Genomic DNA, 16,030 nt, shown 5'->3' with positions numbered 1-16,030 from the left:
TTCGACTCGCCCCCTCCCGGCTTCGCTTCCTCCCCCCGCAGCCCTTGTTTGCCTGCGAAACGCAGAATCCCGGGCTGGAACGTTTCTCAAAACGACGCGGCCATCGTTGGCAGACTTCGGGGGCCTGAATGCTGGCGATTCCAGCTGCAGGGATCGGACACGCCGGATTTCTAAATGCTCTCGCGAAACCGGTGGACGCTCGGGCCAGATCCTCTTTCTGCAAAATCCAGCCGCCGCGTGAAAACCGCATCGAAAACCAGAAAACCCCAAATTAATTTTGGTGTGGTGTCCGGTGCCCCCCGCCAATCCGCATAGATAAAATGTGGGCGGCAAGTCATCGCCGCAAAGTATGAATCAAACCTGCCATCACCGGCATCGCCCCTTTTCCTTGGAGAGCTCTGCTCATGTCACGCTTCGCCAAACGCATCTGCCAATTCTGCCTGATCGCCGCGTCGATCTTCGCCTTCAACAGTGCCACGACCGCCGAAGCAGGTGGTTACCGCCAAACGTATTCGTCGTGGAACTATCACCCGACCCGGACGTATTACTACACGACCTATCGCTATCGCCCGGTCGTCTCCGTTCCGACGTACCACCACCACTACTGCATCCACTACCCATCGCGACCTCGCTACGTTTACTACTACAACCCGGTCCGCCGCGTTTACTGGGGCCGCTACGATCTGCAGGAAGCCGGCTACTCGATGCTGAAACCGGCAGACCAAAAGGGCGATTTGGAAGCGATTCCTGAGTCCGCTTTCCCGAAACCGTCCGAAATGCCACCGATCCCCGAATCAACCGACGGCGTCGCGATGGCCAAACCTGAACTGAAAGACCTGCCGAAAGTCAACGCGGCCGTCGACACCCCGTAGTTGTCCGACGCAGCAGGTTTTCCGGGTAAGCGGCAGCGGTCTTGTGAGAGACCCTGCTGCGTGAGGGTCTCCAGCAAGATCCACTTCCCGAAGAGAAAGCAGAACAAAACGACTAGTGGCCTGTCACGATCAAGAATGAGGGTTCAAGCGCGTCGCGAAAGTCGCCAAGACTTTCGGTGATTCACCAGCCCTCCCGAAACTCTCGGCGGGCTGTTGATTTATTCGTTTAACGGTCAGTCAAAGGCGACCTGCTTGCGACTGCACGTCGCCTACGGCTACCGGTTAAACGAAAACAGGTTGACTCTTGAATAAATCGACAAACCGTTGGCGAGTTTCGCTAACCGAAAACGAGGCATTGACGCACCACTAGAGAAACCCCGAGACGCTCACTCAACGAATCACGCCGCGCGGTGGAGTTCATCTGAACTCGACCGCGTTTTGCGTTTCTGTTCGGTTGGTTGGTTTTCGATCAACGATTCCGAGCCGCGAGACCACGCAGGCACATTCCCCAAGTGTCCCAAAACCGACGCCTCCCGGTTTCACTCCCATTCGTGTTGCCGGGGTGACCGACCTAGGCCGCGCCCGCCCATCCCAGAACCGCGTCGACCAACATCGCGATCAACACGAAGATGCCCGCGAGCACCGCGACGAGAACGACAACGATGGCCAGCAACAACGGCCAGACTCTTCCGCGGTGTTTTCCTTCCTGGTAATGCTCTCGCATCAATCGCAGGTTGCGGCTGTTGGCTCGAAAGAAGAGGTCGAAGACGTTGCCCGCCAACGGGACGCTGCCGACGATCGCGTCGATCACGACATTGGCTAGCATTCGCACAACCAGCAGTGGGCTCGCGCCGTGCTTTGCCATCGTTGCAATCAGAACGCCGGACATCGCCAGGCTGACCGCGTCACCCGCTCCCGGGACGAGGCCGAGCAGGAAATCCAATCCGAAACGGATTCGCGTTCCCGGCACGCGAAATTTCGCATCCAACAAATTCGTCGTGCGATCGACCCATCGCATCTGACCGGGGACGTGTTCCAGACCGGGAATATTGCCTTTTGTGGAAACGTTGTCTTTTAAGGAAACAGAGCCTTTTGTGGAAACCGGGCCCTTTGTGGAGACATTCGCTGGGCCGGCAGATTTGTTTCGTGGCGACCGATGAGTCGATGGGGTACGTGATCGTTTCAACAGAACGGCAACCGGTTCAGAACACAAAGGATGCGAAAATGCGTAACCGCCGACATCCTAACGATTCCCCAGACGTGCTGCTGATTTGCTCAGCGATCCGGTTCGAAGATTTAACGAGTTGTGCGTCACGATCCTGAATGAGGGTTCCAGGCCGTGGCGAAAGTCGCCAAGACTTCCGGTGATCCACGAGTCCTCCGAAACTCTTGGCGAGCTTCGCTACCCAAAAACCTGCCATTGACGCACCACTAGGCCGCTCGTGCGATCGAATCCGTGTGCATTTCATCGATGACGGCACACACGTGTTCGACTCCGATTGCACGCATGGCTCGGTTGTCGGCATTTCGTCGGTGACGACGGCTGCCTGATTCGTACTGCAATTGAAGTGCCACTTGGTTGTACGGGCCGCTGTCGCCAGGTCGCGTCGCGCCGTACAGCCCAATCGTTCGCGTTCCCAAGGCGACGGCCATGTGAAGCGGTCCGGTATCGCCGCTAATAAACAGGTCCCCTGTTTCAATCAGCGCCGCCAACGACGTCAAACTGGTGTCAGGGGCGAGCGTCGCCGTTTCGTTGGACAATTCCACGATTTCTTCGGCCATCAAACGTTCTTCGAACGATCCCCACACGACCACGCTGTGATAACCATAACGATCGGCGAGGTAGCGAGCGGTCGAGGCAAACCGATCCGCCTCCCACAGCTTCGACGGCCAGGTCCCGCCGGGGTTCAAAATCGCGACCCGCGAGGAGCGAATCGAGTGACGATAGCTCATCGCCCAACGTCGTTCTTCCGAATCGAGCGGCAGGTTCCAGCGGACGTTCGGATGGTGAATTCCCAACGGAGTCAGCAATTCGAGCGATCGGTCGGTGACGTGATGGAAAACCGGCGTGACTTTTTCGTTGTTGAAGAACCGACTCAGTTCCATCGCATGCTTGCCGGCGAACCCGATTCGCTGTTTCGCACCGGCGAGTTTTCCCGCCAGAGCTGACTTGGTGTTGCCTTGGCAATCGATCGAGATATCGAACCGATGCTCGCGCAGCGTCGCTCGGGCTTGGCGAATCGCTTTGGGGGAAGTGAACCAGCCGCGTTCGAGTTCGATCACGCTGTCGATGTCTTGGTGGCCACGGACCATCGGCGCGGACTTCTTCTCGATCACCCAACCGATATACGCATCGGGAAAATGGTCCCGCAGACAACAGGCGACCGGCAAAGTCAATATCGCGTCGCCGATCGCGCTCATCCGAGAAATCAGGATGCGCGGAGAATCCAATCGGGGCTCAGTATCGGGCATCGTATCGGTCTATGGGTCACGAGCTATGGGGCACGAGGCGTTGGACGCAAATCGTCTCGATGGACACTTCAAACCTAACAATCCGCACGATCCGATCACCAGATCATTTTTGTATGTCCGCTCGAACCCTCAAAACCTCATTAGTAACTATCAGACGCTTTGAGAAACCAAAGAATCTACGAGATTTACGTAATTACCCCCCGGGCTACCTTGCCCAACGTATAACCAACTGTACTATTGACTGTAACCAGTTGCCTGCTACCGAATTGGTGGCCCTGCGCGACTGCCCCGAACTCGTACCCCCGTCTCCTGGAGGAGACCTGATGGCTCGACTGAATACTCTCTTGGCGTGCTTCGTTTCACTCGCGTGCGTGCCGGCTGCCGCTTTGTTTTCCGCTAGCTCAGTTCATGCGAATTGGACCGACAGCGTTTTCCCGATCAAGAGCCATAACTTTGGCACGGTCGCGGTCGCATCCAAAACGGAATTCAAATTCCCGATCCGCAACACGACCGGACGTGACATGCACATCCGCCAAGTTCGCGCGAGCTGCGGTTGCACGACGCCAATTCTCTCGTCCAATTACATCCCCGCCGGCGGCGAAGGCTATCTGTTGGCTCGTTTCAACACGCCAACTTTCCGCGGCAAGAAAGGGGCAACGCTGACCGTGATCATCGACCAACCGTTCTACAGCGAAGTGCAGTTGAAGGTCGAAGGATACATCCGCAGCGACATGGTCTTTCACCCAGGCAGTGTCGAGTTCGGCACGATCAACCAAGGTGAAACCAAAACGGGCGGAACCAAAATCTACTACGCCGGACGTAGCGATTGGAAAGTCATGGATATCCGTGCGAACCAACCTTGGTTGATTCCAAAATTCCAACAAATCGAACGCGGCCCCGGCAAAGCAACCTACGAACTGACAATCGCGGTTCGTGAAGACGCACCGGCTGGTTTGTTCCAAGACGAAGTCATCGTGCAAACGAACGACCGCGGCATGCCTCGCGTGCCACTGCGTGTTTCGGGCAACGTGGTCACTTCGCTGAACATCTCGCCGAAGTCGATCGCGTTCGGAACGGTCAAACCGGATCAAGAGCTGGTACAGCGTTTGGTGATCACCGGCCGCGAACCGTTCTCCATCGCATCGATCGAATGCCCAGGATGGAACGTTGAGTTCGACAACAACGGTGCAGAGAAGAAGATCCACGTCATCAGCGTGAAGCTGACTCCGAACGGAGCCCAAGGCGCCCAGCGTTCGGCCCTGACGATCCACACCGCTGGCGAAAAACCGGTCACCGCGAAAGCAATCTTGACCGCCGACGTGATCAGCGACCAAGTCGTCGTCGCCCGCTAAGCGATCACCCAACCACTATCGATTCAAAGCCCGCTGCTCCCACAGCGGGCTTTTTTTTGTGCGCCACGTAGGTCCGTCTTTCCAAGACGGACATCCACAACCAATCACTCCGCGTCTCGGAGAGACTCGGCTACGTGACACGTCAATACATCACCGCCAACCCGCGGCCGGAACCCAAACGACGCGTATCAGGCAAACAAGATGTAAATGATCGTCTGGGCTGCTACGATTCGCATCACCATCGTCAGCGGATAGACCGCCGCGTAGCCGGTCGCACAAGCCGAAGAGTCGCTCAGTGTGTTCGCGAACGCGAGTGCCGGCGGGTCCGTCATGCTGCCCGCGATCACGCCGCAAAGTGTCAAGAAATTCACTTTGAACACCAATCGTCCGACCAAACCGACGATCAACAGCGGCACCATCGTGATCACCAAACCAGCCAACATCCAGAGCAAGCCCTGCGACGTCAACGCGACGCTGAAGAACGTCTTGCCCGCAGACAACCCGGCACTGGCGAGGAACATGATGATGCCGAGTTCTCGCAACGCTAGGTTCGCAGAAAACGGAATGTGCCAGACAAACTTGCCGACTTTTCCGAGCAAGCTAAACACGATCGCGGCGATCAATGGACCGCCGGCGAGCCCGAGTTTGACCGGAAAGGGCACACCCGGGATCGAGATCGGAATCATACCGACGACCACACCGACAAAAATCCCCAAAAACACGGGTGCAAACTGGGTTTCGTTGATCGCCTTGAGCGAGTTGCCGAGCAACTTGGCGACCCGATCGAGCGACTCCTCGTCGCTGACCACGTGCAGCACGTCACCGTACTGCAGTCGGCTCGAACCACGACCAGGCATCTCCACGCCCGAGCGGATGATTCGGGTAATCGTTGCGTTGTATATCAAATCGAGAGACAAATCACGCAGCGTCTTGTTGATCACCTCTGGGTCGGTGACCACGATCCGGCGATGACACGCGTTGCTCGAATACTCCATCAAATCAAAATCAGACGGCTTCCCGATCAGCGGCTCGAACCGGTCCAAGCCCGCTTCGGTGCCCACGACCAAAATCACGTCACCGGCATGCAACACTGTTTGATCCGTCGCGGGATCCACCGTCAGTGAATCACCTCGTTTGATCCGCGAAACGCGAACGCCGGTTTCCTCGACACCGGGAATGTCGCCGAACTTTCGTTCCGACAAGTGTTTGTTATCGACCTCGATACACCGCCGGACGATCGGCTCGAATTGATCGCCACTTTGGCTGGCGGCTGATTTTGCCTCCGCGTCCATGTCGATTTTGAACATCGATTTCATGATCAACATCGTCGCGATGATTCCCAGAATGCCTCCCGGATACGCAACCGCGTAGGCCGATGCGAGCATCCCGAAATCGGTTCCCTCTTCCGCTACCGTCGCGGCCGCCTGCTGTGCCGCCCCCAACGAAGGCGTATTGGTTGTCGCCCCACTGAACAAACCACCGGCCGCCAAGGCGGGCAAGTCGATGATGGAATGAAACATTAACACCAACAACACACCCATCACGACCACACCGACCGCGAGGCCGTTGAGCACGAGACCTTGGTCCTTCCACAATTGCACAATCCCGGGTCCGAGCTGCAATCCGATCGTGAACACGAACAGAACCAATCCGAACTCTTTTGCGAATTCAGCGACGTCGTGATCGAGAGTCGCCCCCCAGTGTCCGGCCAAAATTCCGACAAACATCACGCCCGCCGAACCGAGACCGATTTTGCGGACGCGAATACCACCGATGACCAAACCACCGACGGCAACACCGACAATGGCCAAAATAGAAAAAGTGACTGGATTCACAGTGACAAGGCTGTTTTAACGAGGATGCTGACAAGACACCCGCTCCGGCCGTAGACGAAACAGATGGGTGAATGACCGATGGCCATTTGGCATGATGAGGATCGACGATCCACAACAGAAAAAGGTCGCAACGAGCTTCAGTTCCCTTTATCGGAGCGACACGCCAGATTGTGCAGAACCAACGCAGCCAATGAAAGGTAGCTACGCCAAATCGCCGGGCCTCGGCCACTAAGCGACCGTACCGGCAAAAACGCCCCCCTGATGCTCAGCGTCCAGATTGTCGCACATTTCGCCATCCGACATTGGTTCACGCCACCACCCCATCGATCTCGGCACGAAATTCACTCATCGAATTTTCATCCAAAATGGTCAATACCATTCGCATCAAACACGACGAAACCCGTCGGTCTGCACGAGGTGCGCCCGCAACCGATCGCGACACGTCATCGCAAATTTCGCAACCGCCTCGGTCCGGTAGTCGGGATACGTCCATCGATGATGCACCCATCCGCCGCGCATGTAATTCAGCGTGACTTCCGCAAAGATACCGTCTCGCAGATAGAGTCGGTGATCACGATCCTTCACCGTCGCGAGCACCAATTTGGCTTGAGTGACATAGCCGGGGTCCAAGTTCAGCGGCCGTGGTTCGTCATGACCAGCAGCCTCGGCGTATTCACGTTCCCATTGGTTCGTTGTCGTTTTCCACTGAGCGAGCCCTGCCGGATCCGCAAACTGCTCGATCGCGACGAGCACTTTGGTCAGCCCCGTGCCCATTTCTTTGTCGTAGAATCCGCCCGCGGTGAAGTCCGCCGCAGGCCAAACCTCGGCCGCCTCGCCCCATTGCTGAATCAATCGCTCGATCGCCCACTGACGAGCTTCCTCGTAACGCGAAATCACGGCACAGAATCGAACCACCGGTTCCACCAATCGCGGCGCAGCCATCAACCAACCTCTCAAAACATGTAGGTCCCAACACGGAGGTCCGTCTTTCCAAGACGGACATCCACACCCAAACACCCCGCGTCTCGGAGAGACACGGCTACGTGTCACGTAGGTCCGTCTTTCCAAGACGGACACCCAACAACCTACAAACAACCCCACCACCGCATCACCACCCACCCCATTGCGTGCACGCACTTCCGTCTCTCCGGGACGGACAACCCGCCACGATCAAACGCAAACGTCCAGAGGGCGTAGTGAAAGTTGCCAAAACTTTCGGTGATTCACGGGCCCTCCCCAAACTCTTGGCGGGCTGTTGATTTATTCGTTTAACGGCAATACCGTTCAATTTTCGTTTAACCCGTGCCCGAAGGGTAGGTTGTGTTCCGTCAAGCGTCGCCTACGGCTACCGGTTAAACGAAAATACGTTAACTCTTGATTAAATCGACAAACTCTTGGCGAGTTTCGCTATCCGAAAATTGAGCTGACATAGACTACCAGTGTCTCGGAGAGGCACTGCTACGTGGTTCAACCTCCGCCTCCGTTCGATCGCGAATCGTTCAGCCTATTTAGTCACGCTCGTTGTTTTCGGCTCAACGGGCGAGGACATCGAAAGGCAATCGATCCCAACGCGATATTTGGAACTCGCGTCGTTCTTCCCGGCGATCTCCATCCGCACCGTGTAGCGACCGTTGTCCGGCGAGAAACGCCCCAGTTCGATCTTGCCGCTCGGTGTCGGCGTGGGCGAATACAAATCGACCGATTCTGCAACCGAGATCCCGTTGACCGCGAGTTTCACCTCCGCGAAATCATAGCTGCGTGTCGCGTGCAAAAACAAATCCATCGGCATCGGACCGGGCGCCGGAAACGTCCACTCAATCGCATCGCCCTTGCGAGTGTTCCGGATCAAAACATGCGTCTTCCCACTCCACCGTCCCCGGTAGCTCGCCAACGACTGCGTGATCAACTCGACGTGTGACGGTTTGCTGACAACGTCGCCGTCTTCAAACTCGATCGCGTTTTCAAAGTGGGAAGAATCAACGGAGGCTTGTGGGGTTGCATCCGCTTGCATCTTCGGAAGCGGCGGTACGTTCAACACCTCCTCCGGATCCGGAGTCCGGTTGGATCGAGTGTCCGCGTCGGCATACCAGTACGCACCGACGCCATACCCCATTTTGCAATCGCTCCACGACCAGACTTCCATATAGAGTTGCAACGACGAACCAAACGGCATCGTATCGAGTGCCCGTGTGCGCGTCTCAGTGCTGTAGCCGAGCGTGTTACGATCGCTCGACGATTTGCGATTGTGCTTGTCGTAGACATGACTGCGGGGTTGGGCATGGAAAGGGTGTTCGTAGAAGTCCGTACTCATCCCGCCCCACGAATACGCATAGTAGTCTTCCGTCCCCGTTCCAAAGATCGATGGGAAGTCTTCCCCATCAACGAAGATCTTCTCGTCGCCCTCGCCCCACCATTTTTCGACCGGGTTCATCACCGTTAACGTGTCGCCGACATAAACGCCTCGGCCGTTCAACGTCACATAGTTCCAATCGGAGAACGGACGCGTGGGAACGGGATACTGGCCTCGCCACGCCGCATGGAAATACATCGTGCGATCGTCCCAACTGAAATCATCGACCGTAGCCTTCATTTCGAAATCGACCGGAGCTTCGCCCAAATTCACCAACGACACCTTCGCGGACTTCTGATACGGCATCACCCATCGGCAGGACATCGTCCCGTCATCGGCGACCGTTCGATACCATCCCTGGAACGGATGCAATCCCAATCCGGTGCCAAAGAAATCACCAAGGGGACACCAAACGGTTTCTTTCCCGTCGAACTCCATTTTCAACACAACCGTCCGCGTGACCGAAAACGGTTCGTACGTTCCGAGTTTGACCGACAGGGCACGGACGGCCGCGGTACCGGCAGGCAGGTCAATCGATTTCTCCTCGCCGGCCTCGAGCGTCGCGTTGAGCGTCTGCGGCGTTGGCGTATCATCGGACGACCGCGACAACGGGGGCGTCGGATTCAAAAGCGATTCGCCGACTTCTTCGAGCATCGGTTTTGCGGCTTCAAAGTCCGACATCGTGAACGTTTCGACGGGAGTCTTCGCATCGTACTGACGGAACGTAAACTGAAAGAAAAACGGCCGCTTGGTCGTCGTGATCTTGCAACGCTTCGCATACGGGATTGGAAAAAACGAAACCGCCGAACGCAACGACTTGTGAGCAAACGGATAGGGGAACATTCCCGAACCATTGAACAACCCGAGCATGTTCCCTTCGAGCGTCGGTTCGCTTTCGCCATCGAGGTAAACGCGAATGCGAGTATCCGTCGTCGGATCTTTCGGATTGAGAAACGGCATCCACACCCGCACGAGTGCCCCCGGGCCTTCGTGATCCATCAACACCCATTCTTTCTGGTCGCCGTTCTCTTCAATCCGAATGAAATTGCGGTCCTTGTCATTCGAATTGAAATCGTGGTTCGAAAACCACCCCTTTTCATCTTGAGGATTCTTCGACGTCCGGTTGTAACTGCTGTGTTGTTTCAGCCGGAAGTCGTTCGCGGGGAACTTCGCAACCGAATCACGGTCGACCATCTCCCTCAGCAGCGAATCGATCGAAACGGGTTCGGTTGCCAGGACGGCTGACGGGAAGACGATTCCGCTGACAATCAGCGATACAAGGAGGATTCTCATGGTGGGACGATCGTGGGAATTCGAGACTGCCGCCGCGGGGGGACGCCGCGGCGATACTGAAAAAGTTTTAGGACGGTTTGTGCAACAACAATTGCCTCGGTCGAACCATTCTCCGGGGGCCTCCCCCACTACACCGCCGAGCCAATGGAACGCAGCGGTCCGTTGAAAGGCTAGTGCGTAGGATATTGCTGTCCTCGCCCCATGTCGTGTCCACCGTTTGTGTTTGTCACTTAAAAAGATAGACCGCCGAGCCTCTCGTCCACCTATGCCTGCACAACGCGCACATTGATAGACATCGCACGAATCAGTGATCAAGATGGGGAAACTCTCACCTGACCTCCTTCCTCGAAGAATCTGCAATGCCGACCTTCCCCTTCCGCAATCTCTCCGCGCTCGCCCTTTTGCTCCTGGCCGTTCCCACAGCGTTTTCTGATGAGAACGACACCCAAGCCACCGGCGACGCTTCGACACCCAACCAAGTCGTCACCATCGACGGTGTCTTCGATTCCAAAAAGACACACGAAATCACGGCCGGCTTCGAACAAATTTCGTCGCTCACGATCAAACGAATCCTCGACCACGGCACCCCCGTCAAAAAGGGGACATCAATCGTTTGGTTCGAAACAAAAGACATCGACGAACAGATCACCAAGGCCGAACGTGACCTGGAACTCGCCGAGATCACTCTCAACGACGCCGATTTCGCGTACGAGCAATTTCTCGAACAACAGAAACTCGATCGACAAGCGGCCGAACTCGCACGAGCGGAAGCCCAACAAGCCTACGACAACTTCGTCAACGTCGACCGAGAGCAGCAGATCCGAAGCGCCGAAAAACAACTCGAACGTTCGAAGCAATCGCTCGAGTACGCTCAGGAAGAACTCAACCAGCTGCAACAGATGTACGAGGAAGATGACCTGACCGAAGAATCCGAAGAGATCGTATTGAAGCGTGCTCAACGGGCCGTCGAAAGTGCCAAGTTCAATCTCGAAATCGCCGAAGTACGCACCCAACGCACGATCGCCCAAACCATCCCGGCGAAGCAGAAGCAGGAAGAAGCCACACTCGCGCGGGCGGAACTCGCCTACGCCAAGAAAAAACATGATCTGAAATCCGCTCGCGATAAACGTGAAATCGAACGCCGCAAACAAAAGGCTGACTTCGAAAAACAACAAGCCGAGTTCAAAAAACTGCAGTCCGAACGGCGGGCCATGGTGCTGACCTCGCCGATCGAAGGGTTGGCCTACCACGGCAAAATCACTCGCGGAAAGATGAGCGATAAACCCAGCACACTGCAGAAAGACTCCAAGGTCTCCGCGAGCCAAATCCTGATGACAATCGTGCAACCTCAACCGCTGCGGATCGTCGCGACCGTCACCGAGGAACAACGAGCTCAGTTGCAAACCGGAATGAAAGGAACCGCAATTCCGAAAGCGTTCCCGGATCAAAAGGTTCCGGTAACACTTCGTTCCATCGCAGCGGTGCCCTATGCGACCAACAAAATCGAATGCGTTGTGAGCATCCAAGGCAAAACAGGCGACACCGACATCGTGCCCGGAATGACATGCAAAGTCGAACTGGAACCGACCAAGAGTGACGACAACAAAAAGGGCAAAACCAAGAAAGACAACAAGAAGGCGGGCAAGAAATGAGCCGGGCAACAAACGGATTTTGCAAACCGGCGAGCGTTTGGTTGATTCTCCTTATCGCCGTCACCGGCTCATCTCTGCACGTGAACCTTCACGCGACCGGCGATGATGTCGTTGCGAACACGCCCCAACGGATGCGGTTGCCCAAACTCGACTTCAGCGAACCGCCGGTTTTGCCGGACGTGGACTCGCCGAGTGCGAAAACGATCTCGCAATCGATTCGCAGCGGCATCGCGTTTTTGGTCACCGATCAAAACCCGAACGGCTCTTGGGGGTCGGCCACCCGAACGAAAGATCTGAACATCTACGCGCCCGTTCCCGGTGCTCATCACGCGTTTCGCGCCGCGACAACTTCGCTGTGTTTGTCAGCTTTGCTCGAGTGCGCCGCAGATGACGACGCCGAGGCTCAGAAAGCGATCGATCGCGCCGAAGCATGGCTGTTTGATTACTTGCCGAGACTCCGACGCGCCGATGGCACCGCGATGTACAACGTTTGGGGACATGCCTATTCGATCGAAGCACTCTCGCATCTTTACGAGCGTCACGCCGGCAACCCGCAAAAGACTGACAAAATTCGTTCGCTGATCGAAGATCAATTCGCGATGCTGCGACGATACGAATCGGTCGACGGCGGCTGGGGTTACTACGACCAACGCTACAAAGCCCAACGGCCCACCTCGAGTTCGATCAGTTTCGTCGGTGGCACGGCCCTGGTCGCGATGCACCGCGCCAAATCGATCGGTATCGAACCTCCCGAAGACATTGTTCAGCGAGCCGTTGCGGCGATCCATCGTCAACAAAAACCTGACTTCACGTATCTTTATGGCGAATACCTCAAAGATCGTCCGATGCGGGAAGTCAATCGTCCCGGCGGCTCGCTCGGACGTTCACAATGCTGCAACGTGGCGTTGCGATTTTGGGGCGACACCGACGTCACCGACAACGTGCTCAAACATTGGCTGTACCGTTTGTACGAGCGAAACGGATGGCTCGACATCGGACGCAAACGCCCCGTGCCGCACGAGTCTTGGTTCCAAGTGGCCGGCTATTTCTATTTCTTCGGCCATTACTATGCCGCCATGTGTATCGACGAACTGCCGCCGGACGAACGTGCCCCTTACCGAGCGATGTTGGCCGACCTGATCGTTCCATTGCAGGAGAAAAACGGATGCTGGTGGGACTACCCACTGTATAACTATCACCGTCCTTACGGCACGGCGATGGCAATCATGACCCTCCGCCGCTGCCTTCCGGAACAGTAAGATGTGATCCGTTTTCGTCGCGCAATGGTTCTTGTTAGGTAATGACTGCACGTGTTTTGTTCCGCATCGTTGAGTTGTGCCTAATCGGTTGGTTGCTACCGCTCGCGGGGACAACGGCGGTCGCGGACCAACCGCCGCGTCAGGAAGACGCGCCACTGCGTCAACTCGAAGCGAGACTTGCCGAGATTCGTTCGGAAGAAGCTCAACTCGCGGAAATGACGTTCCGCAGCGGCGTGGGGAACCTCGGATGGGAATCCGCCATTCATCCGCATGCGGATTTCACCGAGTGGGCAAAAATCGAATTTGATCAAGAACACGTGATCGATCAAATCGTCTTGGTGCCGATTCTGTGGCGTGATACACAGGGTGGTGTTCGCTCGGACGGTTTTCCACTGCACTTCAAAATCTTCGTCGGGGGCGGCGGTGACGATATCGGTACGGAAGTTGTCTCGTTCGACGAACGTGATGAAGTGCTACCGAGAATGGAACCGCTCGTGCTGCCGATCCAACCGTTGACGGGATCCTGGATTCGCGTCGAGGCAACGAAGTTGACGCCTCGCGCTCTCGACGGTGGATTTCTGTTTCAACTCTCAGAGATCATGGTTTTCTCCGGTCTCGAAAACGTCGCGTTGGGATGCGAAACAACGGTTTCGTCGACCGCATTCACTCGTGTTCGAAAATCGGCGCCGATCGAAACGCTCATCGACGGATTCACGCCCTACCTCATGGACGCCGCCGGTGGCCGCGGGAGCCAAGCGTTCGTGGGCTTCTTCCGGACAGGCCCGCAAGCCGCACTGACGATCGATCTGGGACAACAACGACAAATCAATCGCATTCACCTGCATGCGGCCGACCTCAGCGAGAATGTTCCCCAGATTCAACATTCCGACTACGCGATGCCGGATCAATTTGTGATCGAAGGGGCCAACCGCAGCGATTTCTCCGATGCCGTTTTACTGCACGAATACGAAAAAAAATCCATCTACGATGCCGGTCCTATCGTCATGTGTCGGTTCGCCCGTCATTCTTGCCGGTTCGTTCGCATCACCGCCGTCAGAGCCTACAAAGCGCCCGAAGCGAGCGACAATTATCGCTGCATCGGCTTTGCCGAAATCGCGATCTTCGAAAACAGCCGTAACGTCGCTCGCGGGATCATCCCGACCGCGAACATGGAGTTCAGCGGAAAGGACGGCACGCTCGCTGCGTTGACGGACGGCCGCAATCACTTCGGCCCTATCATGCCAATCCGAGACTGGATGGCGCAGTTGGCCCGTCGTCATGAATTGGATTCGGACTTGCCGAGAATTCAAGCGGCGTTGAAGAGTCGCTACGCCACGCAAAGTCGAAACCTGCGATGGGCATCGATACTCGTGGCGGTGCTGTTTGCTGCGATTGTCTTTACAGTGCTAGTCGACCGTCTGATCCGAATTCGGGAAACCAATCGACTGAAAGAACGCTTCGCCGCGGACCTGCATGATGAGGTCGGCGCCGATCTTCACACGATCGGCCTGTTGAGCGACTTGGCTCGCGATGTCGCCATGGATCGCACGAAACTCGATCCGATCCTCACAGAAATCCGAGGCGTTTCGGAAGAGGCTTCTCAATCGGTGAGACACATCTCCGGTATCCGCAACCACTCGCTATATTCGGGTTTGGTGGACCTGATGAAACAGTCGGCTGAAAGAATCGGCGTGCAACTCGAACACGAATTTAGTGTCGAGGGAAACGAATTTGTCGAAGAACTTCGCCCCCGAACGCGGGCGGATTTGTTCCTGTTTTACAAAGAGTGCTTGGTAAACGTCATCCGCCACTCTGGCGCAACCTGTCTCAGTACGGTACTCAAAGCCTCACCGAGTGAAGTACGCTTAACAATTCAAGACAACGGACATGGTTGTGACGATGCCGGCGACAGCGGCACACCTCCCTCACTGAAGCGACGCGCCAAACTGCTCGGCGCCAAGGTTACCGTCGAAAGCCGTCCGCAAAAAGGAACGCGAATCGACCTGCAATTCAAACGCAGGCAATGGAATCAACTGAAAAAGCGATAGCTGTGGACGAAGTTACCAAAGTCATGCTGGTCGAAGACCATCCGAAGTATCGCCGGGTCGTCGAGATGGCGATCAATGCCGAACCAACCATTACACTGGTCAGCATGTTCGGCGCCGCCGAGATCGCCCTACGTCACCTCAGCGATGCCGACTTGCCGGATCTCCCTCATATCATTTTGCTCGACCTGAACCTACCTGGAATGAGCGGACTCGATGCATTGACGCAGTTTCTCGCGGTCGTTCCTGAGGCCAAAATCATTGTTCTGACTCAGTCGAATGCGGAGGCGGACATCGAGAAAGCAATCCAATCAGGAGCATCCGGGTATCTTCTCAAATCATCAACCATCCAACAAATTGTCGAAGGCATTCACACGGTCGCCAACGGTGGTGCATCCCTCGACGACGAAGTCGCATCCCATCTCCTCAAGATGGTTCAGAATCATCCCAAGAAGGTAGAATCGGACGTTGTCCTTTCGACGAGAGAACGCGAGATCTTGACACTGCTCAGCCAAGGGTTGCTCAAGAAAGAAATCGCGAACGAGTTAGGGATCTCGTACGGGAGTGTCGCGACATACATCCGTCGTTTGTACGAAAAACTCGACGTGCAAAATGCTCCGGCGGCGATCGACAAGGCACACCGGATAGGTGTTTTTAAACATACCGATGAACCGCGTTCGGCTGAGTAGTGCCCGTCCACTAGAAACAGATGCACACGTAACGGATCCATGCGCTAACCATGCCCGTTCGTCGCTCGATCGTGACACACGTGTCGACCGTTTGGTGGACTTGAAGGGGAAACACTGCCCCGTCAACATTCTTACATAGGAACTCCATCGTCCTTTGAGGCATCGGCGGTTCCTTCATGATGTCTCAACACGACGCAGCGATGCGTGTGGC

The 16,030-nt window shown here is 56.0% G+C and carries 11 protein-coding genes; 6 read left to right on the top strand and 5 right to left on the bottom strand.

Going from position 1 to position 16,030, the window contains the following annotated elements; all coding sequences use genetic code 11:
* The first annotated feature begins 404 nt into the window (after nt 1-404).
* Nucleotides 405-872: a hypothetical protein gene (locus RSSM_RS23195; RefSeq protein ID WP_008684897.1), complete on the top strand. Its 468-nt coding sequence runs from the start codon at nt 405-407 to the stop codon at nt 870-872.
* 571 nt (nt 873-1,443) lie between these two features.
* On the opposite strand, the gene RSSM_RS23190 is transcribed toward RSSM_RS23195, so the two are convergent.
* The gene (locus RSSM_RS23190) at nt 1,444-1,890 is read right to left on the bottom strand and encodes a DUF4112 domain-containing protein (RefSeq protein WP_008684895.1); all 447 of its coding nucleotides are present in this window, start codon (nt 1,888-1,890) and stop codon (nt 1,444-1,446) included.
* A 413-nt stretch (nt 1,891-2,303) separates the two neighbouring features.
* Nucleotides 2,304-3,344, bottom strand: a complete 1,041-nt coding sequence (locus RSSM_RS23180) for a glycosyltransferase family 9 protein (RefSeq protein WP_044303371.1) — start codon at nt 3,342-3,344, stop codon at nt 2,304-2,306.
* A gap of 323 nt (nt 3,345-3,667) precedes the next feature.
* On the opposite strand from RSSM_RS23180, the gene RSSM_RS23175 reads away from it, so the two are divergent.
* Nucleotides 3,668-4,696, top strand: a complete 1,029-nt coding sequence (locus RSSM_RS23175) for a DUF1573 domain-containing protein (RefSeq protein WP_008684888.1) — start codon at nt 3,668-3,670, stop codon at nt 4,694-4,696.
* A 188-nt stretch (nt 4,697-4,884) separates the two neighbouring features.
* Here RSSM_RS23175 and RSSM_RS23170 read toward each other — a convergent pair whose 3' ends face one another.
* The 3 genes from RSSM_RS23170 to RSSM_RS23160 form a co-directional block, all read right to left on the bottom strand.
* Nucleotides 4,885-6,531, bottom strand: a complete 1,647-nt coding sequence (locus tag RSSM_RS23170) for a putative transporter (RefSeq protein ID WP_008684886.1) — start codon at nt 6,529-6,531, stop codon at nt 4,885-4,887.
* A gap of 384 nt (nt 6,532-6,915) precedes the next feature.
* Nucleotides 6,916-7,473 (bottom strand): DUF4416 family protein, encoded by a 558-nt coding sequence (locus tag RSSM_RS23165; protein ID WP_008684882.1) that lies wholly within the window; start codon nt 7,471-7,473, stop codon nt 6,916-6,918.
* Between the two features lie 562 nt (nt 7,474-8,035).
* Nucleotides 8,036-10,174 carry a glycoside hydrolase family 172 protein gene (locus RSSM_RS23160; protein WP_008684879.1) on the bottom strand — a complete coding sequence of 713 codons (2,139 nt, stop codon included), beginning with the start codon at nt 10,172-10,174 and terminating at the stop codon, nt 8,036-8,038.
* Nucleotides 10,175-10,533: 359 nt separating this feature from the next.
* Between RSSM_RS23160 and RSSM_RS23155 the strand changes: the two genes are divergently transcribed.
* The 4 genes from RSSM_RS23155 to RSSM_RS23140 are packed head-to-tail and all read left to right on the top strand — an operon-like array spanning nt 10,534 to nt 15,819.
* The gene (locus RSSM_RS23155) at nt 10,534-11,826 is read left to right on the top strand and encodes an HlyD family secretion protein (RefSeq protein ID WP_008684876.1); all 1,293 of its coding nucleotides are present in this window, start codon (nt 10,534-10,536) and stop codon (nt 11,824-11,826) included.
* Nucleotides 11,823-13,085, top strand: a complete 1,263-nt coding sequence (locus tag RSSM_RS23150) for a protein-signal peptide (RefSeq protein ID WP_008684874.1) — start codon at nt 11,823-11,825, stop codon at nt 13,083-13,085. The genes RSSM_RS23155 and RSSM_RS23150 overlap by 4 nt, the downstream gene beginning before the upstream one ends.
* A gap of 41 nt (nt 13,086-13,126) precedes the next feature.
* Nucleotides 13,127-15,133: a sensor histidine kinase gene (locus RSSM_RS23145; protein WP_008684872.1), complete on the top strand. Its 2,007-nt coding sequence runs from the start codon at nt 13,127-13,129 to the stop codon at nt 15,131-15,133.
* The gene (locus RSSM_RS23140; RefSeq protein WP_044303370.1) at nt 15,109-15,819 is read left to right on the top strand and encodes a response regulator; all 711 of its coding nucleotides are present in this window, start codon (nt 15,109-15,111) and stop codon (nt 15,817-15,819) included. The genes RSSM_RS23145 and RSSM_RS23140 overlap by 25 nt, the downstream gene beginning before the upstream one ends.
* The last annotated feature ends 211 nt before the right edge of the window (nt 15,820-16,030 follow it).

Origin of the sequence: Aporhodopirellula sallentina SM41 (genome assembly GCF_000346505.1) — a bacterium.
Taxonomy (GTDB): domain Bacteria; phylum Planctomycetota; class Planctomycetia; order Pirellulales; family Pirellulaceae; genus Rhodopirellula; species Rhodopirellula sallentina.
The sequence above is the reverse complement of the archived record's forward strand: the minus strand, read 5'-3'. Positions and strand labels throughout refer to the sequence as shown.